This window comes from Roseateles albus, assembly GCF_028595345.1.
Taxonomy (GTDB): domain Bacteria; phylum Pseudomonadota; class Gammaproteobacteria; order Burkholderiales; family Burkholderiaceae_C; genus Paucibacter_A; species Paucibacter_A albus.
In genome coordinates, this window is sequence record NZ_JAQQXT010000001.1 from 318334 (window position 1) to 340828 (window position 22495).

General features: G+C 62.9%; 18 protein-coding genes. 10 read left to right on the plus strand and 8 right to left on the minus strand.

All coding sequences use genetic code 11. The features are described 5' to 3' along the window. Positions 1-23 precede the first annotated feature (23 nt). The gene (locus tag PRZ03_RS01305; RefSeq protein ID WP_273598667.1) at positions 24-545 is read left to right on the plus strand and encodes a cupin domain-containing protein; all 522 of its coding nucleotides are present in this window, start codon (positions 24-26) and stop codon (positions 543-545) included. On the opposite strand, the gene PRZ03_RS01310 is transcribed toward PRZ03_RS01305, so the two are convergent. The 3 genes from PRZ03_RS01310 to PRZ03_RS01320 are packed head-to-tail and all read right to left on the minus strand — an operon-like array spanning position 524 to position 3230. Further along, positions 524-1354 (minus strand): head GIN domain-containing protein, encoded by an 831-nt coding sequence (locus tag PRZ03_RS01310; RefSeq protein ID WP_273598668.1) that lies wholly within the window; start codon positions 1352-1354, stop codon positions 524-526. The genes PRZ03_RS01305 and PRZ03_RS01310 overlap by 22 nt on opposite strands. Beyond that, on the minus strand, positions 1351-2118 hold the full coding sequence (locus tag PRZ03_RS01315) for a LytR/AlgR family response regulator transcription factor (RefSeq protein ID WP_263535002.1): 768 nt from the start codon (positions 2116-2118) through the stop codon (positions 1351-1353). The genes PRZ03_RS01310 and PRZ03_RS01315 overlap by 4 nt, the downstream gene beginning before the upstream one ends. Further along, positions 2115-3230: a sensor histidine kinase gene (locus PRZ03_RS01320; protein WP_273598669.1), complete on the minus strand. Its 1116-nt coding sequence runs from the start codon at positions 3228-3230 to the stop codon at positions 2115-2117. The genes PRZ03_RS01315 and PRZ03_RS01320 overlap by 4 nt, the downstream gene beginning before the upstream one ends. 206 nt (positions 3231-3436) lie before the next feature. Here PRZ03_RS01320 and PRZ03_RS01325 point away from each other — a divergent pair, with 206 nt between their 5' ends. The 7 genes from PRZ03_RS01325 (at position 3437) to PRZ03_RS01355 (ending at position 15204) form a co-directional block, all read left to right on the plus strand. Next, positions 3437-4000, plus strand: a complete 564-nt coding sequence (locus PRZ03_RS01325; protein ID WP_263535000.1) for a single-stranded DNA-binding protein — start codon at positions 3437-3439, stop codon at positions 3998-4000. A gap of 185 nt (positions 4001-4185) precedes the next feature. Further along, positions 4186-4869, plus strand: a complete 684-nt coding sequence (locus PRZ03_RS01330) for a DUF1345 domain-containing protein (protein WP_273598670.1) — start codon at positions 4186-4188, stop codon at positions 4867-4869. A gap of 94 nt (positions 4870-4963) precedes the next feature. Beyond that, positions 4964-6163 carry a class I SAM-dependent methyltransferase gene (locus tag PRZ03_RS01335; protein WP_273598671.1) on the plus strand — a complete coding sequence of 400 codons (1200 nt, stop codon included), beginning with the start codon at positions 4964-4966 and terminating at the stop codon, positions 6161-6163. 78 nt (positions 6164-6241) lie between these two features. Beyond that, positions 6242-9910 carry a hydantoinase B/oxoprolinase family protein gene (locus tag PRZ03_RS01340; RefSeq protein ID WP_273598672.1) on the plus strand — a complete coding sequence of 1223 codons (3669 nt, stop codon included), beginning with the start codon at positions 6242-6244 and terminating at the stop codon, positions 9908-9910. A 272-nt stretch (positions 9911-10182) separates the two neighbouring features. After that, positions 10183-11448, plus strand: a complete 1266-nt coding sequence (locus tag PRZ03_RS01345; protein WP_263534996.1) for a nitronate monooxygenase — start codon at positions 10183-10185, stop codon at positions 11446-11448. Between the two features lie 183 nt (positions 11449-11631). Then, positions 11632-12990, plus strand: coding sequence for an HD-GYP domain-containing protein (locus PRZ03_RS01350; protein WP_273598673.1), 1359 nt, complete (start codon positions 11632-11634; stop codon positions 12988-12990). Between the two features lie 87 nt (positions 12991-13077). Beyond that, a complete protein-coding gene (locus PRZ03_RS01355; RefSeq protein WP_273598674.1) occupies positions 13078-15204 on the plus strand; it encodes a M13 family metallopeptidase in 2127 nt (708 codons plus the stop codon). 1 nt (position 15205) lies between these two features. Here the strand turns inward: PRZ03_RS01355 and trhO are convergent, their stop codons facing one another. Next, complete coding sequence (gene trhO / locus PRZ03_RS01360; protein ID WP_273598675.1) at positions 15206-16057, minus strand: oxygen-dependent tRNA uridine(34) hydroxylase TrhO; 852 nt, start codon at positions 16055-16057, stop codon at positions 15206-15208. Further along, positions 16050-18101, minus strand: coding sequence for an aminotransferase class V-fold PLP-dependent enzyme (locus PRZ03_RS01365; RefSeq protein WP_273598676.1), 2052 nt, complete (start codon positions 18099-18101; stop codon positions 16050-16052). Before PRZ03_RS01365 ends, trhO begins: the two co-directional genes overlap by 8 nt. A 311-nt stretch (positions 18102-18412) precedes the next feature. On the opposite strand from PRZ03_RS01365, the gene PRZ03_RS01370 reads away from it, so the two are divergent. Beyond that, positions 18413-19021 carry a DUF2087 domain-containing protein gene (locus PRZ03_RS01370; RefSeq protein WP_273598677.1) on the plus strand — a complete coding sequence of 203 codons (609 nt, stop codon included), beginning with the start codon at positions 18413-18415 and terminating at the stop codon, positions 19019-19021. Between the two features lie 8 nt (positions 19022-19029). Here PRZ03_RS01370 and PRZ03_RS01375 read toward each other — a convergent pair whose 3' ends face one another. Further along, positions 19030-19404, minus strand: a complete 375-nt coding sequence (locus PRZ03_RS01375) for a BON domain-containing protein (protein WP_263534990.1) — start codon at positions 19402-19404, stop codon at positions 19030-19032. Positions 19405-19613: 209 nt separating this feature from the next. On the opposite strand from PRZ03_RS01375, the gene asd reads away from it, so the two are divergent. Continuing rightward, entirely contained in the window at positions 19614-20474 is an 861-nt protein-coding gene (gene asd / locus PRZ03_RS01380; protein WP_273598678.1) for an archaetidylserine decarboxylase, read from the plus strand. 184 nt (positions 20475-20658) lie between these two features. Here asd and PRZ03_RS01385 read toward each other — a convergent pair whose 3' ends face one another. Beyond that, positions 20659-21279: an FxDxF family PEP-CTERM protein gene (locus tag PRZ03_RS01385; RefSeq protein ID WP_273598679.1), complete on the minus strand. Its 621-nt coding sequence runs from the start codon at positions 21277-21279 to the stop codon at positions 20659-20661. 260 nt (positions 21280-21539) lie between these two features. Beyond that, positions 21540-22493 (minus strand): LysR family transcriptional regulator, encoded by a 954-nt coding sequence (locus tag PRZ03_RS01390; RefSeq protein ID WP_273598680.1) that lies wholly within the window; start codon positions 22491-22493, stop codon positions 21540-21542. Positions 22494-22495 lie beyond the last annotated feature (2 nt).

The window sequence follows — 22495 nt, forward strand, 5'->3', positions numbered from 1 at the left end:
CCCCATTGTCGAGGAGAAACCGAATGAGCACGCCGATTGAAGAGTCACCCGCAAGCAGCGCGGACAAATCCGCCGAGCTGCGCCAAAAACTGATTCGCAACTTCTTGGAGATCCCGCGCGAGCGCTTTTTACGTGAGCCGGTCTATGACAGCATGGTCGGCGGGGTGACCGAGGGCACCGTCGCGCGCAAGCTCGGCTGCGGCGTCGACACCGTGCCGCCCGGCAAGCAGAGCTGCCCCTATCACTTCCACCACAGCCAAGAAGAAATGTTCATCGTGCTGGAGGGCTCGGGCACCTTGCGGGTGGCCGGCGAAATGCTGCCCATCAAGGCCGGCGACGTGATCTGCATCCCTTGCGGGCCCGAGTTCCCGCATCACATCATCAATACCTCGGACGCCGAGCTGAAGTATTTGTCCATCAGCACGCAAGACCGCCCCGAGGTCTGCGAGTACCCTGACTCCGGCAAGATCGCGGTCTTCTCCAAAGGCCCCGCCTTCATACAGCGGCGCGACAACACGCTGGATTACTGGGACGGCGAGCGCTGAGGCAAAGCCGGCAGCGCGGGCACGGCAGGAGTCGCCGGCGCAGCAGGTGGAGCGGGCGGCACGGGTGGCGCACGCCGGTCCCCGCGCGACAACACCTTGGCAATGCCCGAGGTGGTGCGCGTGACATTGGGCTGGCCCCAGTAGGCAATTTGCCCGACGCCCGAAACATCCAGATTCAGCTTCTCGCTGACCCACAGGTCGGCGTTGCCGACACCGCTGATCTTGACGTTGGCGGCGTGCGCGCGCAGGTCTTCGGCCGCCAGCCTGCCTTTGCCCGAAATCTTCAAATCCAGCAGATTGACTTGGCCGCGCAAGAAGCCTTCGCCGGCGCCGGAGATGCTGAAGTCCAGCCGCTCGGCGTGCAAATCATCAAAGCGAGCCGAGCCTGCGCCGGAAAGCTTGATGTTCAAAGGGCCGGCCGAGAACCTGGCGGGCGCGTGCAGGTCGCTGGCCCCGGACAGCACCAACTCTTGCAATTGCCGCATCGTCACCTCGATCTGCAGACGCTTGCCGGGCCACATCTTCCAGCCCGTGTTGCTGCGGAAATCCAGCTTCCCTTGGTTCAGCGTGACCGACACGCCTTCTTGCTCTTGACCATCGCCGGCGATAAAGACCTCGTCTGTTTCGCCCTGCAGCAAGCGCACATTGGCCGAGCCGGCCAGCTCGATGCGCTCGAACGGCCCCGGCGCATAGACCCGGCCCTCTAGGCCTTGCCTGAGGGCAGGCTTGGAGCTCGTTTGCGCGCAAGCGCTGCCTGCCGTCATGGCCATAAGGGCCATACAGGCGATGGTCATTTGAAGTTTGCTCATATCGATTGCTCCCGAAGTTTTTTGGAGACATCCCGGTTGGCGGTGAAGCGGGAGCCATCTTGCATCTGTACGATCAATTGCGAGTTCTCGTCCGGCGTCATCGAGACGACAAAATCGAGATTGACGATGCAGCTGCGCTGCAGTTTCAAGAAGCGCTGAGGGTCCAGGCGCTGCTCGAAAGAAGTGATGGGCAGGCGCACCAGATATTGCTTGCCGGCACTGGCCACGGCCGTGTATTTGATGTCGGAGCGCAGGTACTCGATCGCGTCCACCTGCAGCGGAAATATCTTGCCTTGGTCGCGCACCAGGATGCGGGTCAAGGGGCTGTTGTCTTCGGCGGCTGCGGCCGCTGCGGCCTCCACCGTGCTGCTGTTTGAATCGCTGCTAACGACGGAGCGAAGCGCATGTTCAACCGCCTCATTGAAGCGCTCTTGCGTGAAGGGCTTGAGCAAATAGTCGGCCGCGTGCAGCTCGAAAGCGGCCAAGGCATGTTCGTCATAGGCGGTGGTGAAGATCACGCGGGCCTGGTTGCCGTCCTGGTTCTCGGCCAGCGTGCGCAGGACCTGCAAACCCGTCATGCCGGGCATATTGATGTCCATGAAGATCAGTGCGGGCTGCAGGCGGCGGATCTCGGCCAAAGCGCTGAGGCCATCGGCACAGCTGCTGACCAGCTCCAAATGCGGCAGCTGCGCCACCCATTCGGCCAGCGCCTCGCTGGCGAGCGGCTCGTCTTCTGCAATCAAAGTGGTGATACGTGTACTCATATTGGGGGTATCCAGATATCGACGCGAAAGCCCGCGCCGGGAGCGGTGTGTGTTTGCAGCCGGGCGCGGCCCTCGTAATCAAGGGCGAAGCGGCGGCGCAGCGCGCCCAGGCCAATGCCCTGGCGCGGGCTGTCGGCGGGGCTCGGATGCAGCAATGCGAGCTCGCAGCCGGCGCCGTCGTCTTGCACCGTGAGTGCCAGGCCATGGGTCAGCGCGTCGCGGCGCGCACTGATGCTGATGGTGCCGCCGCCGACCTTGGGCGCGATGCCATGCACGATGCAGTTCTCCACCAGGGGCTGCAGCGTCAGGGGCGGGATGTCGTCGTCCAGGGTGGCGGGGTCGATGTCCCAGGTTTGGCGCAGGCGGGCGCCCAAACGCAAGCTTTCCAGCGCCAGGTAGTCGCGCACAAAATCCAGCTCCTCGCGCAGGCAGACGCGATCTGCCGCGTCGCGTTTGCTGTCCAGCACATAACGCAACATGTCCGAGAAATGCATCAGCGCACTCTCTGCGGCCTTGGCGTCCTTGCGTGTCAGTGCGATCAGCGAGTTCAAGGTGTTGAACAAAAAATGTGGGTTGAGCTTGCCGCTGATGGCCGCCAACTCGGCCCGCGCCAAGGCGCTCTCGGCCTGCGCCGCGGCCAGCGCGCTGGCCCGCGCCTGGGCCGAGCTCAACACCGCCGTGAAGCCGGTGGCCAGCGGCACATAGACGAACACGCCGCTGATGCCGCGCCACAGCGCCGCTTGCATCAGCATGGCATGGGCATGCTCAGGGCCGAACAGCAGGCTGGCAAGAACAAAATCAGCTGCCAGCCAGAGCGCGCTGAAAAGCAGGGCGGCCAGCGCATGCAGGCCCAGCAAGGCCAGCAGACCGCGCTGCGCACGGTGCAGATGCCGCACCCAAGGGAGCACCGCCACGCCCAGCAGCATCGGCGCCCACAAAGTCAGGCTGGCCTCGTAAACGGCTGACCAAACCTCCCAGGCGCCTTTTTTGTAGTCGGTGCCTGCCAAGACAAAGAGCAGCCAGCTCACCAGGCAGATGCCTGCATAGGCCAGCCAAAAGCGGCGCCGTTCGCTGCCGGCGCTGATTTTGGGCTTGTTGATGAGTGTGTCCATGGCGCCATCTTAGGCAGGCGACCCGGCTTTGCGCCCGGGCGGGCGATCAGATGCAAGAACCGGGGTTTGGTTTGCGGCGCGCCGGTGTTGGCGGCATATCCGCTGGCGTGGAGGCGCTTGGGGATAAGCCTTGGTCGAGACTTGGCGGCAGCGGCATAATCCCCGCTCTGGACATCCGCAAGTGCTAGCAAGAAAGAAAGCCCATCATGGCCTCGGTCAATAAAGTCATCATCATCGGCAACCTGGGCAAAGACCCCGAGTTGCGCTACAACCCCAGCGGCGTAGCCTTCTGCACGATCAGCTTGGCCACCACGCGCAGCTGGAAGAACCGCGAGTCGGGCGAGAAGCAGGAAGAGACCGAATGGCATCGGGTGGTCTTCAATGACAAGTTGGCCGAAATCGTCGGCCAGTACTGCAAGAAGGGCAAGCCGCTCTATGTAGAGGGGCGCCTGCGCACCCGCAAGTGGACCGACAAAGAAGGCAAGGACGTTTACACGACCGAGATCATTGCCAACGAAATGCAATTGCTCGGCGGCCGTGACAGTGGCGGCGACGAAGGCGGCGGCGGTGGCTACGGTGGCGGACAAGCCCGTGGTGGTGCTGGCGGCGGCGGTGGCTACGGCGGCGGCGATGAATACGGCGAGCCCGCTCGTGCCCCTGCGGCTCGCGCACCGGCTCCGCGTGCGCCAGCGCCTGCACCTCGCGCTGCGGCACCGGCACCACGATCGGCCACGGGCTTCGATGATATGGACGACGATATTCCTTTCTAAAACCTAGTTCCCTGGTTTTTGTTCATACAAAGCCCGTCTCCGAGAGGAGGTGGGCTTTGTTTTTTTTCTCGCCCAGCGTTTCGTTCGTGGCTGTACAGACGCGGGCTGATCGGCACTCGACAAGTGCCCGATCGCACAATGACGGCGACGCTTGCTAAGCGCCGGCGCATAGAAAGAAGTAGCTGATGGCTTCGACACAAACAGCTGTGCTGCGCATCCTCCGCTCGAAGGCGAGGTTGCTGATCGCCATCTGTGTAGCTCTTGCGGTGGGCCTGTTGGCGCCCGCCGTCGGCGCAAATCACGCGATCACCCGCTGGCTGCTGGCCTGGAACTGCGGCGCGCTCTTGTATGTGTTTTTGGCGGCCGTGATGATGGCGCGCTCCACCCCGCACAGCATGCGCCGGCGTGCGCAGCAGCAGGACGAAGGCCAGGCGGTGATCCTCACTTTCGTGGTGGTGTCCACCGTGGCCAGCTTGGCGGCCATTGCCGGCGACCTGGCTTTGGTGAAGGAGTTGCATGGCTTTTTGAAAGCGGCGCACATCGCTTTGGCGGGGCTGACGGTGCTGTCGTCCTGGGCTTTCGTTCAAGTCATGTTCACGCTGCACTATGCGCATGGCTATTACGGCAATTTGGCGCGTGGCGAAGCAAGCGCCCAGCCGCCGGGCCTGCAGTTTCCGGGCGATGAGCCACCCGACTACTTCGATTTCTTCTACTTCGCCGCCGTGATCGGCACCTCAGGGCAAACCGCCGACGTCGCTTTTGTGTCCAAGTCCATGCGCCGACTCGGCACCTTGCACTGCATCCTGGCCTATTTGTTCAACACCCTGGTGTTGGCGTTGCTGATCAATATAGGCGCCAGCGTGATTTGAGTGCGCTCGTCTTTGTGGCTTGGTTTGGGCATGTTGATGAAGGCATCGCTGGCAGAACAGATCCCGCCGTGAGCAATCCGACCGAGAATACGGCATGCATACACAAGACGACGCAAACCAAATCAGCTGGATAGGTAACGAGGGCCAGGCCCTCAGTGCCTGCTGGCGCTCCATGGCAGATCTGCCAGCTCCCAAGCGAGTCTATGTGGTGGACGACACCGTCGACGCTGACACCGCTTACAAATGGGCTTGCGAAGGCATAGGCCTGCTGTGGTGCGGTGACTTTCAGAACGCGCGCTTGCTGATGCAAGCGATGGAGCGCCGGGTTGAGTCCAAGGCCGAACGCGCTGCAGCCAAGGCAGCCAAATTGGCCAAGCCCGGCCAGCCTGCCGCCTCGGCGCATGATGTGTTCGTCGCCCAACGCAAAGCCCAGGCCTTGCGCTCGCGTGTGCTCAATATGCTTTTGCTGCCTTTTGATGCCGACCATGGCGTGCCGCTGCGCCGCGCGCCCGATGTGCGTGAGGCCGGCGCGCAGGCGCGTGGGGAGGTGGCCGAGCATTACGTCGCTTCCTTGCGCGAGCTGCAAGGCCTGATCGGCGCGCATGAGTGGCGCAAGAAGGGCGTGCATGTGGGCGCGTTGAGGGCCGCCATCACGCCGCATTACGGCGTCTTCTCCCCGCTGCGCGGCGAGTACCTGGACCTGGTCGCACACGCAGCGCTGCCGGCCAGCTTGAAGAGCAGCGGCAAGGCCGGCGTCGCCTTTGATATCGGCACCGGCACCGGCGTGCTGGCGGCGATCCTGGCCAAACGCGGCGTCAACCATGTCGTGGCGACCGACCAAGACCCCCGCGCCCTGGCTTGTGCGCGCGACAATCTCGAAGCGCTGGGCGTGGTCGCACGGGTCGAGTTGCAGCAGGTCGATTTGTATCCTCAAGATCAGCGCCAAGCCCATTTGATCGTCTGCAACCCACCTTGGCTGCCTTGGCGGCCTAACTCGCCACTTGAGCATGCCGTGTACGACCCCGACAGCCGCATGTTGCGGGGCTTTCTGAATGGGCTGGCGAGCCGACTGCTGCCGGGAGGCGAGGGCTGGTTGATCATGTCCGACCTGGCCGAGCATTTGGGGCTGCGCACGCGCGAGGAGATGTTGGGCTGGATAGCAGCCGCCGGCTTGCGCGTCGTCGACCGCAGCGACGTCAAGCCTCAACATGCACGCGCCAGCGACAAGCAAGACCCGCTCTTCAAAGCTCGCTCGGCCGAGCTGACCTCGCTGTGGCGCCTCGCCGCCGTTTGACCGAGGTTGACCGACCAAGGCGGCGCACCGCGCGCCGCTTTCGAATTAAATGAACCTGACCCCAGTTCGAGTTTGTAGATGATGAAGCCTCAAGTCGCGCCCAGCAGCTCCGATCGTTGGCAGTTTTGGATCGACCGGGGCGGCACGTTTACCGACTTGGTGGGCCGCGCGCCGGGTGGGGTGCTGCATACGCTGAAGCTGCTGTCCGAGAACCCGGAGCAGTACAAGGACGCGGCGGTCGAGGGCATTCGCCGCTTGTTGGGGCTCAAGCCGGGCGAGGCCATCACGCCGGACCTGGTGGACTGCGTCAAGATGGGCACGACGGTCGCGACCAACGCTTTGCTGGAGCGCAAGGGCGACCCGACGCTCTTGGTCACTACACGCGGTTTTCGTGACGCGCTGCGCATCGCCACGCAGGCGCGGCCGCAGCTGTTTGCGCGGCAAATCGTGCTGCCGGAGCTGCTCTACGGCCGTGTGATCGAGGCGCAGGAGCGCTACGGCGCCCAGGGCGACATCGTGCAGCCGCTGGACGAAGGCGCGCTGCGCCTGGAACTGCAGCGCGCGTTTGAGGACGGCCTGCGCGCCTGTGCCATTGTCTTCATGCATGCCTATCGCTACCCCACTCATGAATTGCGGGCCGAAGCCTTGGCGCAGCAGATCGGCTTCACGCAGATTTCGGTCTCGCACCGGGTCAGCCCTTTGATGAAGCTGGTGCCGCGCGGCGACACCACCGTCGTTGATGCGTATCTGTCACCTATTTTGAGGCGTTATGTCGAGCAGGTCGCCGCGCAGATGCCAGGCGTCAGCCTGCTCTTTATGCAAAGCTCGGGCGGCTTGACCGAGGCGCATCATTTTCAAGGCAAGGACGCCATTCTGTCGGGGCCGGCTGGCGGCATCGTGGGCATGGTGCGCACCGGCTTGGCGGCCGGCCACAGCAAGCTGATCGGCTTTGATATGGGCGGCACGTCAACCGACGTCAGCCATTTCAATGGCGAGTTCGAGCAGACCTTGGACACCGAAGTCGCCGGTGTGCGCATGCGCGCACCGATGCTGAGTATTCACACGGTGGCAGCAGGCGGCGGCAGCGTGATCAGCTTCGACGGTGCGCGCTTGCGCGTTGGGCCTGAGTCGGCCGGCGCCAATCCCGGGCCGGCCAGTTATCGACGTGGCGGCCCCTTGGCGACGACCGATGCCAACGTCATGTTGGGTCGCATACAGCCGGACTTTTTTCCCAAGTTGTTCGGACCGCAGGCGGACCAGCCGCTGGACCGTAGTGCCGTTGCGCAGCGCTTCGCAGCCATGGCGGCCGACATGTCGCGCGCCTATGGCCGAGCCGTCTCGCCCGAAGAGGTCGCCAGCGGCGCCTTGCAGATCTCGGTGGGCAGCATGGCCAATGCGGTCAAGCGCATCTCGGTGGCGCGCGGGCTTGACGTTACGGCGTACACCTTGCAATGCTTTGGCGGCGCCGGCGGTCAGGCCGCTTGCCTGGTCGCCGATGCGCTGGGCATGAGCCGCGTACTCGTTCATCCCTTCGCCGGCGTCTTGAGCGCCTACGGTATGGGCTTGGCCGATCGCATGGCGATGCGCGAAGCCTCGGTCGAGCTGAGCCTTGATGCGGCCGGCCTCGCTGCAGCGCGGGCACAGGCAAGTGTATTGGCCGAGTCAGGCAGGGCCGAGCTGCTGGCGCAGGGCGCGGCCCTGGCTTCGCTGCGCAGCGCCACGCGCTTGCATCTGCGCTATCAAGGCACCGACACCGCGCTGAGTTGCGACTTGCTTGAACGCAGCAGCACGAGCGAGCTGCGCGCGGCATTTGAGGCAGCCTACCGCCAGCGTTTTGCTTATTTGATGCCGGGCCGCGAGCTTGTCATCGAAGCCGTCACCGTCGAGTGCATTGCGGCCGGTGAGGCGCTGGCGCAGGCCGAGAGCCCGGTCGAGCCCGAGCTGCACCTGCCTCAGCCCGCTGCCGAGTTGAGCATGTATTGCCCCGCTGACGACAAGTCAGCCGGCTGGCGCGCCGCGCCGCTGTTTGTGCGCGAGCGTTTGCAAGCCGGCGCTCAGCTGGATGGCCCGGCCATTCTGGCCGAACGCAATGCCACCACCGTCATCGACCCCGGCTGGCAGGCGCGCCTGATGGCCGATGGCCGGCTTGAAATTTGCCGTGTGCTGCCGCGTGCGCAGGCCTTTGCCATCGGCACGCAGGCCGATCCGGTGATGTTGGAGATCTTCAACAATCTCTTTATGAACATCGCCGAGCAGATGGGCCTGCGCCTGCAGAACACCGCGCACTCGGTCAATATCAAGGAGCGGTTGGACTTCTCTTGCGCGCTGTTCAGCGCCGCCGGTGATTTGATCGCCAATGCGCCGCATATCCCCGTGCATCTGGGCTCGATGAGCGAGTCGATTCACACGGTGATCGCACGCAACCCACAGATGGCACCGGGTGATGTCTATGTGCTGAATGACCCCTATCACGGCGGTACGCATCTGCCCGATATCACCGTCGTTACGCCCGTGTTTTTGGATGACTTGATCACCAGCAAGCCCAGCTTCTTTGTCGCGTCCCGCGGCCACCATGCCGATATCGGCGGCATCACGCCGGGCTCGATGCCGCCCTTCTCCAGTTCGATCGAGCAAGAGGGCGTGTTGATCGACAACTTCTTGCTGGTCCAGGGCGGCCAGCTGCGCGAAGCGGAAATGTTGGCGCTGCTGAACAGCGGCCCCTACCCCTCGCGCAACCCGACCCAGAACCTGGCCGATCTGCGTGCTCAGATCGCGGCGAATGAAAAGGGCGCACAAGAGTTGCGGGCGATGGTGGCGCAGTATGGCGGCGCAACCGTCGCCGCCCATATGCAGCATGTGCAAGACAACGCCGAAGAGTCGGTGCGCCGCGTCATCACGCGCTTGAAAGACGGCGCCTTCACCTTGCCGCTGGACAACGGCGCACAGATCCAAGTGGCTGTGCGCGTCAACGCGGCCGAGCGCAGCGCCGTGATCGACTTCAGCGGCAGCAGCGCTCAGCTAAGTAATAACTTCAACGCACCGCGCTCCATCACGATGGCGGCAGTTCTGTATGTGTTTCGAACGCTGGTCGACGACGCGATCCCGCTCAATGCGGGTTGCCTGAAGCCGCTGCAGGTGATCGCGCCCGAGGGCTGCATGCTCAATCCGCGCTATCCCGCGGCCGTGGTGGCAGGCAATGTGGAGACGTCGAGCTGCGTCACCAATGCGCTCTACGGTGCTTTGGGTGTGATGGCCGCCAGTCAATGCACGATGAACAATTTCACTTTTGGCAATGCCAGTCATCAGTATTACGAAACCATCTCCGGCGGCTCCGGTGCTGGGCCTGGATTTGATGGCACCAGCGTCGTGCAAACCCATATGACCAACTCGCGCATGACCGACCCCGAGGTCTTGGAGTTCCGCTTCCCGGTGCGGCTAGAGTCCTACGAGATCGCTCCTGAAACCGGTGGTCAAGGGCAATGGCAGGGCGGCAATGGCGGCGAGCGGCGCCTGCGTTTTCTGGAGCCTATGACGGCATCAATTCTGAGCAACGGCCGCACCCAAGGGGCTTTCGGCATGGCCGGTGGCAGCGCCGGCATGCCGGGCAGCAACTGGGTCGAGCGGGCGGATGGCCGCGTCGAGCCGCTGCCCCATATCGGCCAAGCCGAGATGCAGGCGGGCGATATGTTTTTGATCCGCACACCGGGCGGCGGTGGTTTTGGGCTCGCCGCTTCAGAAAACAAATGAACCTGACCCCATTCAAAGAGGCGCTTGATCATGTCAACAAGTTGGGCAAGACAGGCCACTCGGTTTTAGGGAGATCCATGCGGGCGACGCCACCCGCTGACGCATTGGCGGCGATACTTGCGTCCAGAGACAAGCGCGTGTCCAAGTCTTGTCACAAGACAAGACAATGGGCGTCATTTTTTGGCACACTCGCACGCGGCAATTGATCTGGCGGCAGGGCTGCCAGCCTCGGCGTTGGTGGCCGAGTCCAAACTTCGAAAGTAGATAGAAAAATGAAACGTCTGGATGATTTCCGACTGCGCCTAGGGCGGCATGAGTTGGTGCCTATCGTGATCGGCGGCATGGGAGTTGATATTTCCTCCTCCGATCTGGCGCTGGAAGCTGCGCGCTTAGGCGGCGTCGGCCATATCTCGGACGCGATGGTCAACACCCTGACCGATCGCCGCTACAAGACCAAATACACCAAGGCCAAGCAAGCGCAGTTCCAGTACAACGTGGCCTCCGAGGACAAGAGCGAGGTCAAGTTCAACCTTGAGCACCTGGCCGAGGCGACAAAACTGCACGTCGAAACGACCATGGCGCGCAAGCAGGGCAATGGCCTGATCTTCATCAACTGCATGGAAAAGTTGACGATGAACGGCCCCAAGGAAACGCTCAGCGTACGCATGAACGCGGCGCTGGATGCCGGTATCGACGGCATCACGCTGGCAGCGGGTTTGCACCTCGGCTCCTTCGCATTGATCGCCGAGCACCCGCGTTTTCGCGAAGCCAAGCTGGGCATCATCGTGTCCTCGTTGCGTGCACTGCAGCTGTTCCTGAAGAAGAACAGCCGCCTGAACCGTCTGCCCGACTATGTGGTGATCGAAGGCCCGCTGGCCGGCGGCCACCTGGGCTTCGGCATGGACTGGGCCGAGTACGACCTGGAAAAGATCGTCACCGAGATTCACCAATATCTGCTGACCGAGAAGCTGGACATCCCGCTGATCGCCGCCGGCGGCATCTTCACCGGCAGCGATGCGGTGCGTTTTCTGGAGCTGGGCGCCTCGGGCGTGCAGGTGGCGACGCGCTTCACCGTCACGCGCGAATGCGGCCTGCCGGACGACATCAAGCAGGAATATTTCAAGGCTAGCGAGGCCGATATCGAGGTCAACGAGATCTCACCGACCGGCTACCCGATGCGCATGATCAAGGCCAGCCCCGGCATCGGCGACGGCATTCGGCCTAACTGTGAGGCCTATGGTTATCTGCTCGACGCCAATGGCAAATGCGCGTACATCACCTCTTACAACCGCGAGGTGGCCGCGCATCCGGGCGAGCGCCGCGTCTCGGTCGCAGACAAGACTTGTTTGTGCACGCATATGCGCAACTTCGACATCTGGACCTGCGGCCAGCTGACCTGGCGCCTGAAAGACACCACGCACCGCAACCCCGACGGCAGCTACCAGTTGCTCAGCGCCGAACATGTATTCAAGGACTATCAGTTCAGCACCGACAACCAGGTCAGCTTGCCCGAGCCGGAGCTGGCTGTCAGCGCCTGAGCTGGCTTGAGTTAGCCCTGAGCGCCATGCCCGGTGAGGCGGCGCTGGTTTCGTGAATTAGTTGTGGCCGATGGTTGCTTTAGGGCCTAGGCCGACAAGGCTGACTGCGGGTTTGCCCTTGTAGCGGAGATACTCGGGCGGAGCGGGGTATTTTCCCTCTGGCTCTGCCCGCCTGGACGTTTCATGAAACTAGATCCCAAACCTCTGAGCGCAGGCTTGAAATTGTCTGAGCTGATGGGCGCACTCAGCCATGCGCTGGACATCACCGAAGGCCAGCCCGAAGGCCATTGCGTGCGCTGCTGCTGGATTGGCATGCACATCGGGCGCGAGCTTGGCCTGCCGGACGCGCAGCTGTGGGAGCTTTATTACTGTTTGCTGCTGAAGGATCTGGGCTGCAGCAGCAATGCGGCGCGCATCTGCGAGCTCTACCTGACCGATGACCTGCAGTTCAAGCGCGATTTCAAGCGCGTAGGTGACAGCCTGCCCCAGGTGGTGCGCTTTGTCTTGCAGCACACCGGCTTGAAAGCCGGCTTGGCCGAGCGCTTTCGCAGCGTCCTGCACATTTTTCGCGACGGCAGCGAGATCGCCCAGGAGTTGATCCAAACGCGCTGCCAGCGCGGTGCCGAAATTGCCCGTCTTTTGCGTTTTTCAGAGACCGTGGCGGAAGGCATCTACAGCCTCGATGAACATTGGAACGGGCAGGGCAAGCCGGCTGGCTTGAGCGGCGAGGCCATCCCGGTGTTTGCGCGCATTGCGCTGCTGGCTCAGGTGGTCGATGTGTTTCATACCGCCGAAGGCATGCAAGCTGCGCTGGCCGAGGTGCGTGGCCGCTCCGGACAATGGTTTGATCCCACTCATGTGGCGGCGTTGGAGGCGCTGGCGCTGCGGCCGCAGTTTTGGGCGACGCTGAATTCGCCCAGCATCGAGCGCGATGTGATGGCGCTGGAGCCGGGCAGTTTTGAGGTCCCGCTGGATGAAGACTACCTCGACGCGATCGCCGCTGCTTTTGGCCAGGTGGTCGACTCGAAAAGCCCCTACACCAGCGGCCATAGCTCCCGCGTGGCGCTCTACACCGACCTGATTGCCGAGTCCATGGGGCTGGACGCGGCACGGCGGCGTTGGCTCAAGCGCGGCGCCTTGCTGCACGATGTGGGCAAGCTCGGCGTGAGCAATGCGGTGCTCGACAAGGCGGGCAAGCTGGATGCCCTTGAGTGGCAGGCGGTGCAGCAGCATGCGATGCTGACCGAGCAGATCCTGGGGCGTATCGGTGCCTTCACCGAGTTGGCCAAGGTCGCCGGCGCGCATCACGAGCGGCTGGACGGCGGCGGTTATCCGCGCGGCTTGAAGGCAGCCGATATCGCGATGGAAACCCGCATCATCACGACCGCCGACATCTTCGACGCCATCACCGCCGAACGCCCCTATCGCGGCGCGGTACCCATAGACCAGACGCTGGCCATGATGGCCAAGACGGTCGGCAGTGCGATTGACCCGCGCTGCTTCGAAGCGCTCAAGCTGTCGATGCAGAAACTGCCCAGCTGAAGCCCTTTTTAATGGGGGCAGCTTGATTTGATTTGCCAAGCTGCCCATGGGCGAGAATGCCGACTCTTCACGAGAGAGAGACATCCCATGCGCAAGCCTTCAGCGACCCTTTTGAATCTTGGCCAAGGCCTGGCCCTGGCCCCGGCTGTGATGCTGCTCAGCGCTGCCGCCGCGCTGGCACAAGCCAGCCCTGTTGATCAATTGGCTGGGCAGTCGACCGAGCAGCCCCTCAGCGCGCTGCCCTACACGCCGAGTCTGGACCGGCCGTCGATGGACCCCGCCGTCGACCCTTGCGAGGACTTTTACCAATACGCTTGCGGCGGCTGGATCAAGAACAACCCGATTCCCGCCGATCAGTCGCGCTGGTCGGTTTACGCCAAGATGGCGAACGAGAATCAGCGCTTTCTCTGGGGCATTCTGGACAAGCTGGCTACCGCGCCGGACCGCTCCGCTTTGAACGCCAAGCAGGCGCAGATGGGTGACTACTTCGCCGCCTGCATGAACGAAGACGCCGCCCGCAGCCAAGGCCTGGCAGCGCTGCAGCCGCTGTTGGCGCAGATCGATGCCTTGAGCGACAAGCGCCAGTTGCCCGCGCTGCTGGCCGCTTTGCATCTGGCCACCAATAACGAGCGCTTTTTGTTCCGTTTCGGCTCGGGCCAAGACTTCGGCGACGCGACCCAGGTGATCGCCTTCGCGATGGCTGCGGGCCTGAGCCTGCCGGACCGCGATTTCTACGTCAACAAGGACGCCAAATCGCGCGCCATGCTGAAGAAGTTCGAGGCCCATGTGGCGCGCATCTTCGAGCTGGCCGGCGACACGCCCCAAGCCGCAGCCAAGGCCGCTCGCAGCGTTGTGGCGACCGAGACCGCGCTGGCCCAAGCCACGCTGACGCAGGTGCAGCGCCGCGACCCCTACAAGACTTACAACAAGGTTGACGCCAAGGCGCTGCAAGCGCTAACGCCGCATTTCGACTGGTCGGCTTACCGTGCCGGCCTGGGTCTGCCGGAGTCGCTGGCCAGCTATAACGTCACCGAGCCGGGCTTCTTCAAGGCCATGGACAAACGCTTGCAAGCGCTCAGCCTGGCCGAGCTGAAGACCTATCTGCGCTGGGCTGCGCTGAGCAGCCACGCCGCCTATCTGGCGCCCGAGATGGTGCAGGCCAATTTTGATTTCTTCGGCCAGACCTTGCAGGGCACGCCGCAGATCAAGCCGCGCTGGAAGCGCTGTGTCGAGCTGGTCGACGCACAACTCGGCGAGGCGCTCGGCGAGGAGTTTGTGCAGCGCAGCTTCAGCCCCGAGCTGAAGCAGCAAGCGCAGCAGATGACGGCCGAGATCGAAGTCGCGATGGCCGATTCCATCAAGTCCTTGCCTTGGATGAGCGAGGCCACCAAGACGCAGGCGCTGGCCAAGCTTGGCAGCATCGTCAACAAGGTCGGCTACCCGGAACGCTGGCGCGATTACAGCGCCATGGCGCTTGAGCGGGGCAACTTTATTGCCAATGTGCAGCGCGGCCATAGCTTCGAGTTCAAGCGTCAACTGGCCAAGATTGGCCAGCCTCTGGACCGGGGTGAATGGGGCATGACGCCGCAAACCGTCAACGCCTATTACGACGCGCAGATGAACGACATCAACTTCCCCGCTGCCGTGCTTCAGCCGCCGCTCTATGACCCCAAGATGGATGCCGCGCCTAACTACGGCAACACCGGCGGCACCATTGGCCACGAGCTGGTGCATGGCTTTGATGACGAAGGCCGCAAGTTCGACGCCAAAGGCAATTTGAAAGACTGGTGGACGAAGAAAGACGGCAAGGCTTTTGAGCAGCGCGCCGCCTGTGTGTCGCAGCAATATGCCGGCTACACCATCGTCGACAACATCAAGATCAACAGCCAGCTGACTCTGGGTGAAGACCTGGCCGACCTCGGCGGCCTGGTGCTGGCGCTGACCGCGTGGAAGCAACATGTGGCCGGGCAGAACCTGCAGCCCATCGACGGCTTGACGCCGGAGCAGCGCTTCTTCGTCGGCTTTGCGCAATGGGACTGCAATAACGCGCGCCCCGAGGCGCTGCGCGTGCAGGCCTTGACCAACCCGCATTCACCGGGCCGCTACCGCATCAACGGTGTGGCCGTGAATATGCCGGAGTTCGAAAAGGCCTTTGCTTGCAAGCCGGGTCAGGCGATGGTCAAGCCCGACGCGAAGCGCTGCAAGATTTGGTAACTTACTTTCCGCTCGGATCAAGCCGGCGCGCTCTAGCCAGCCGCCAGGCTTCGTCCGGCTCGCCCGCATAGACGTCCTCTGCAGTTGTGGTTGTTTCTTGCAGATGCGTGTCGATGGCGATGCGCTTGTCGAACACAAAGCATTCGCCCTTCCAGTCGGCCGCAGCATCGGGCAAGGCCTCGAAATAGCTGACGATGCCGCCGTCGAGCTGGTAGACATCCAGGCCCTGGTCCTGCATCCAGGCGCTGGTTTTCTCGCAGCGTATGCCGCCGGTGCAATACATGGCGATGCGTTGGCCCTTGGCCTTCCACTCATCGGCATGCTCGGCCACATAGGCGGGGAAGTCGCGGAAATGCGCGACCTTGGGGTCCACCGCGCCCTCGAAATGCCCGAGCTTGAACTCGAAGCTGTTGCGGTTGTCCAGCACCAGCACGTCGGGTTCCTTGATCAGCTCGCGCCAGCGCGCCGGCGAGACATGCGTGTCGGGCTTGCTCGCATCCGGCAAGCCGGAAACACCCGGCACGCCAAAGGCAACGATCTCCGGCTTGGTGTGCACCTTGATCAGCGTGAAGGGCTTGGTCGTGCAAGCGCTGTGCTTGAACACCATGCCGACAAAGGCGCCGCCGAACAAGGGGTCGTCCTGCAAGGCTTGCTCGAAGGCGGCGAGTGCGCCGGCCGGGCCGGCGATCGCCGCGCTGATGCCTTCGGGCGCCACCAGGATATTTCCGCCGATGCCGGTCGTCGGTTGGCTCAGTTCGCGCAGCCGCGCGGCCACGCTTTCCGGTTCGGCCAAAGCGACAAAGCGGTAGAAAGACGAGTGAATATGAGCTTGGGTGGGGTCGAGGTCAGACATACAGAGCGGGGTCGGGTTGATGCGTGGGGCGGGCCGTTGAAGGCAAGAGTGCCAAGCCGCCGGCCAGCGTCCAGGCTTGGGCGTGGCCGAGGCGTGTCAATGCCATTGCGGCTTGGCGGCTGCGGTTGCCGGTGCGGCAGAAGAATAGCAAAGGGCGCTGCGGCTGCTCGGACAACCAGGCTTGCATCGCGTTGAGCATCCGCGACAGGGGCAGCGCCTCCATCTGCGCCGTCGGCAGTTCGGGCGTGTGGCTGAGGAACTGCTCGTAGGGCTCGCGCACATCGATCAGCAGCGCGTCGGGGTGGTAGCTCATGAACGCCTTCAGCTGCGCACCTTGCACCTGCTGGACCGCAGCTTCTTCTTCTGCTTGCCGTTCATTTTTCAGGAAAAGAGCCAGTTGCTGCGCCTCGTCCCGGGCCGGCGCCAGCAAGGTCTCGGAGCCTACCCAAGCGCTCAGGCTTTCAGCGTCGTTCAGGCCGATGAAAGCCAACTCTGGCGTGGCCGATTCAAGCTTTCCGATTAGTAAAACCTGACCCTGACCGTCTATTTTTCTTGTTAGCTCTTGCGCGCCGAGCGCAATAGCCGCCTGGCCTAAAGGCCATCCCAGGGCGTCAGCGGGCTTGTTGGGCATCAGCTCGGGAATGGTCTCAGCAAGCAACTCGCGTGCTTGGGCATGCTCGGCTTCGCCGGTCGTGCTCAAGACCGCCAGCAGCGGGTAAGCCTGGCAAGTCAGCGCCTGTGCAAGCCGGCAAACTTGCTCCGGGCGGGCGTCGATCAAGACACAGGATTTGCTGACCGAGTCGGCCAGCAAATAGCAGCAAGCGCCGTCTTGCATGAAGCGGGTGATGCCGTCGCCGATGGTCGGGAAATTGTTGGCGGGACTCAAACAATGCCGGCGCAGCGACTCGCCGCAGGCGCGGATACGCGCGCAGGCTTCATCGATAAAGGCCTCGTCCACGGCCGGGCCTATCGACAGCCGCACCGCGCCGGCCGCCTGCCAGTCCGGCAAACCCATCGCCTGCAAGACAAAGCTCGGTGCTGCCTTGGCGGCGCTGCAGGCAGAGCCACCGCTGACGCGCACATCGGCCGCGTCGAACAGGTCTTGCAACAAGCGCGAGCTCAAACCCGGCACGGCAAAGTTCAAGGTCGTCGGCAAGCTCAGGTCCAGCGGTGCATTGAAGACCAGTCCGGGGAAGGCTTCGACCAGGGCTTCACCCAGGCGCGCTCGAAAGCCCTGCATGGTGGCCGCGTCTCGCAGCGTCTGGCCATCGTCCAGCGCCGCCAACACGGCGCCCAAGGCAGCGATGCCCGACATATTCTCGGTGCCAGAACGCAGCGAGCCTTCTTGCCCGCCGCCCGCCATCAGCGGCGTGAACGGCGCACCTGCTCGCACATAAAGCAGGCCTATGCCCTTGGGCGCATAGAGCTTGTGACCAGAAAACGGAGCGTAGTCGATGCGGCGGGCCTGCAAGCGCAGCGGCAGCTTGCCCAGCGCCTGCACGCCGTCCACCAGCCACAGCGCCGGGCTGCCGGCCAGCGCCGCCTCGATGCCGTCCAGATCGCTGATGACGCCGGTCTCGTTATTGGCTGCCATGGTGCAGACCAGGCCCGCGCGGGCGCTGTGTTGACGCAAAAAGGCGAGGTCATGCCGGCCTTGGGTGTCAACCGGGATCGCCAGGATCTGCAGCCTCAGCCCCAGCACCTCATTCCAATGCTTGAGCGCCTCGGGCACTGCCTTGTGCTCGGTCGCGCCATAGAGCAGCAAGTCAATCTTCAAATTGCCGCGCAATGAGTTCAGCGCCGACAAGACGGCGGTTTGAATCCCCTCGGTGGCGCCGCTGGTGAAGAGCAGCGAGGCGCCGTCGCCGGTGTCGAGCAGGCGCTGGGCGCGCGCCCTAACGCCGTCGATCAGCGCCTTGGCCTTCAGGCCGGTGCTGTGCACGCTGCTGGGGTTGCCGTAGTCCTCCACCATCGCCTGGATGGCCGCGGCCTTGGCCTGCGGCAGCACCGGCGTGGTGGCATTGGCGTCGAGATAGATTTCCATGGCGGTGGCCGCTCGTGGCTGGCTGATATGTGTAGATGCGGGGTCGGGCTTGTTTGGCCGAAGTGTCGATCGTACCCGCTGCACCCATCATCTATACTGCTGCGAGGGTCGGCAGAACACCCAGGCCTTGCCGCATGGCAGACCGTTGAAGCGTTTGACCATGAGCTAAACCTGCCAGGTAAAGAGAAGAGATTTTCGTTTTCACCAGGCTGAGCCCCGTTTCGCGTGTGCCCAGCTGGAAGCCGGCAAGCACCAGCACCGCCTCCTGTGGCGGCTATGAGCAACACGCGTGATGTGGAGATCTCTCAATCATGCCTCGTGAATCTATTGCCCTGCACGCCGACGATATCTCGGCCTTCGCCAAGTCCTTGCTCCAGCAACTCGCCGAGCATCTCTCGCAAAGCGAGGATCCGCGTGAGCCACCCAGTCATTTGAGCTTGTTGAATATGCTGGCCCGCGCGGCCGGGCATCGCAATCTGCAGGCCTTGCGGGCCGGTGTTGTGTCAACAGCGGCAGCAAGCGCGCTGCCCAGCAAGCTCACAATGCATAACGCCCCGCCGGCGCGCGGGCCGCGTCATCCGGAATTGAGCGAATTGGCTGACCGAGCCCTGCGCCAATTCGATGCACAGGGCCGCTTGATGCGTTGGCCCAGCCGCCATCAGGTTCAGCGTTATGCCATCTGGGGCTTGTGGTTGCACTTTGACAGCCGGCGTGTTTACACCGAGGCAGAAGTCAATGAGGTGCTGAAAGCGCAGCATGGCTTTGGCGACCATTGCACCTTGCGGCGCGAGTTGGTCAATATGAAGTTGCTGGCGCGCAGCGACGGCGGGCGCGAGTACCGCAAGCTGGCGGCGCGCCCGGCGGATGACTTGCTGCCGCTGCTGCGGGAGTTGCGCTCGCGCGGCCTGCAGCCTGCCTAGCGGGCCAGCTATTGCTTGAGAGTGAGCTCGTTGTGAATGGTGTGGGTACCTTCCGCTTCGCGCGCGAGCTTGAGTGCCGTGTCAATCTGGGCTTGGGTGTCGAGTATCCCGATCAGACGCACATCGCCTTTGAGGGTGACAACCTTGATGTCAAAGGTCTTGAGCGAGTCGCTCTGATTCAGCACCGTCGCGACATGCTCGCTCACATCGGCATCCGCCACATTGCCCGGCGCCGCTGAAGCTGCTTGTGCAACAGCAGCTGGCGTAGGCGGCGCTGTTGGCGCTACTTCGGCCGGCTTGCTGCAGCCGCCCACCAGCATCGTTGAGACGGTGAAGGCGGTGGTGAAGAGAAAAGGGATAAATCCATGGTGCTTGCTGTTCATAAATAGCCTTGGTCCAGTCTTGAGGTTAGCGGCGGATGAGCGTGGCGCAAGCATCTATTGACTTTGGTTCTCGGTCTGTGCGATGGCGAACATTGGCCAGCCAAGCTTGCTCGCTTAGGTGCCTGCCGGACTGCGTGACATCAGCAGAATCAAGGCCGGCTCTGCCCCCTCGTTACAATCCGCAGCCTTGGTTCCAAGGGAATAAATCCGTGTCCGATCGCTCCGCCGTGCTGCTGCAATACCTGTTGCCTAAACAGGCCATCACCCGCTTTGGCGGCCTGGTCGCCGGAGCGCGCATGGGCGCGATCACGACAGCCATCATTCGGCGCTTTGTCGCACGCTACGACGTCAATATGGCGGAGGCGGCCGAGCCGGATATTGCCGCCTATCCGAGCTTCAATGAGTTTTTCACCCGTGCGCTGAAAGCCGGTGCTAGGCCGCTGGCCGACGCGACGCTGCTGTGCCCGGTGGATGGGCGCATCAGCCAGGTTGGCACCATCAAGGGCAAGCAGATCTTTCAAGCCAAGGGTCATGAGTTCTCAAGCACGGCTTTGGTCGGCGGCGATGCGACGCTGGCCGCTCAATTCGACGATGGCATCTTCGCCAATATCTACCTGAGCCCGCGTGACTATCACCGCATCCACATGCCGGCGGCCGGGCGTTTGGTTCGCATGATTTATGTGCCGGGCGATCTGTTTTCGGTCAACCCTGTCACCGCGCGCGGCGTGCCCGGTCTGTTTGCACGTAACGAGCGCGTGGTCTGCGTGTTCGAGGGCATCCATGGCCCTTGGGTGCTGGTGCTGGTGGGCGCCACCATCGTCGGCAGCATGGCCACGACTTGGCATGGTGTCGTCAACCCGCCGCGCCCCGGCAAAGTGGTCGAGTGGGATTATCGCGACCAGCAAATTCAGCTGAAAAAGGGCGAAGAAATGGGCCGCTTCCTGCTTGGCTCCACTGTCGTGATGTTGTTCCCCAAGGGGCCGTGGAGCTTTAACCCGGCTTGGCTTGGCGAAGACCTGGGGCGGCCGGGTAGTGCGGTGCAGCTGGGTGAGGCGATGGCGAATCGCTGAGAGTGCTGAAGGAGCGCTGAAAACTTGATGGTCGATATGAGGGTAAAACCTTGTGTAAAAACCTTTCAGTGCCCGAAGCAGTCGCACGGAATTGGCACCACGAAGACGACATGCAAGAAACACTCTACAAGCGAAAAAACCGGCCACATCAGCCGGTTCTCTTGTGAAGGCCGAAGCCTTTTGCTTACTGCTGCTTGCTGCGGCGACGGGCCACAAAGCCAATCGCACCCAGACCGGCTAGCATCAGGGCATAGGTTTCTGGTTCCGGCACGGCGGCGGTGACTGACACCAGGTCGAGGGATGTGCCGTAGCTGTCACTATTACCGATGGCCTTGATCGTCAGTGTGGTGGTGCCTGCGGTTGCGACGAAGCTGCCGGTGACCTTCTGCCATTCCTTGTTCTCGTCCTTGGCCACTTCAGTGAAGTTCAAGCCGTTGACGCTCCAGCTCAAACCATTGCTGGCCAGACCCTTTTGGCCATCACGCTGAGCGACCCAGAAACTCAGCTCATAGGTCTTGTTGGCCGTGGTGTCGAACGTCTGGGTCATCCAGCTGTTCTTATCGGTATCGAGTTCAACGTACTGTGAACCGAAGATTGTGTTTCCTGCCACTTGGTTACGCAGTTCAATTCCGCTTCGCGGCGAACCACTGTAGGGGGCACCGGTCCAGTTGTCCAGGTTCTGATAGATATTCCAGGAGCCCGTAGCCAGTACGTTGGCTTCGAAGCTGCCGTTTTTGATCAGGTTCGTATCCGCGAAGGCCAGTGCAGGTGCGGCGATCAGTGCGGCGATGAGAAGCTTTTTCATGGGTGGGTCCTGGAGTCTCTTGGTGAGTCGCTGGATTGCGATTCGATGGAATGAATTATTCCGACCCACTGGCTTGCCCACATCCCCGCGAATCGAGGGGGGTGGCCGGCGATCCGTGACGCCGGTCACGGCATTGCCGATTGATTGCATGACGCCATCATTCGTAGGCATCGCAAGTGGAGGTTGCGGACTTGGGCGCCGAGGGTTTGGGAATCGAATGTCGGTGCTGGTCACACTGGAGCCCTTGAATGCCATCGGAATCAGACCGTCGCCTGCGCCTTTAGCATTGCAATAAACGCCCGCAGCGCTGGGCTGGCTTGGCTGCGGCCGGGGTAGTAGAGCGAAAAGCCGGTACCCGCTGGGCACCAGTCACTCAAGACCTGAACCAAGCGGCCGGCCAGCAGGTGCTCGCGTGCCGCGCACTCGTAGACATAGGCAAAACCTGCTCCCTCCAGCGCCGCCGCCAAGGCCACGCTTTGGTCGTCCACCAGCAAGGGGCCGCTGACATCCAGGGTTAGCTGTTCGGCCCCACATTCAAACTCCCAGCGAAACATCGCACCACTGGCGAAGCGTTGGCGCACGCAAGGCGCTTGCAGTAGGTCGCGGGGATGAGCCGGCGCCAGCGTACGCGCTAGCAAGGCCGGCGCGCCGACGACGATGAAGCGCTGCGCACCACCCAGCGGAATCGCCACCATGTCCAGCGGCAGGCGCTCGGCAAAGCGCACACCAGCGTCGAAGCCCAGGGCGACGATGTCGACCATCACGTCCTGTGTGTGCAGTTCCACCTCCACTGCCGGATGCTCGGCCAAAAAGCGCGCCACGAGTGGTGCCAACACAAGCCGCGCCGCGCTGCGCGGCACCGACAAGCGCAAGCAGCCCTTGATCTCGCCGCCTAGCTGGCTCAGATCTGCATAGGACAGCCTCAGGCTCCGCAGTGCCGGCTCGGCCTGCGTCAGCAATTGTTGGCCGGCCGCAGTCAGCGCCACACTGCGGGTGCTGCGTGCCAAAAGCGTGACGCCGATCTCTTGCTCCAGTCGCCGCATCGCTTGGCTGACAGCCGAGGGGCTAAGCCCCAGATTCAGCGCAGCGGCGCGAAAGCTACGGGCCTCGGCAACGGCGAGGAAGATACGAAGATGCTGGAAGTCGGGCTCGGCCATGGTGGCGATATTGTCGGCGGCATTGCATTGTTCAGTGCGGCTGCACGGGCCGTGCATGC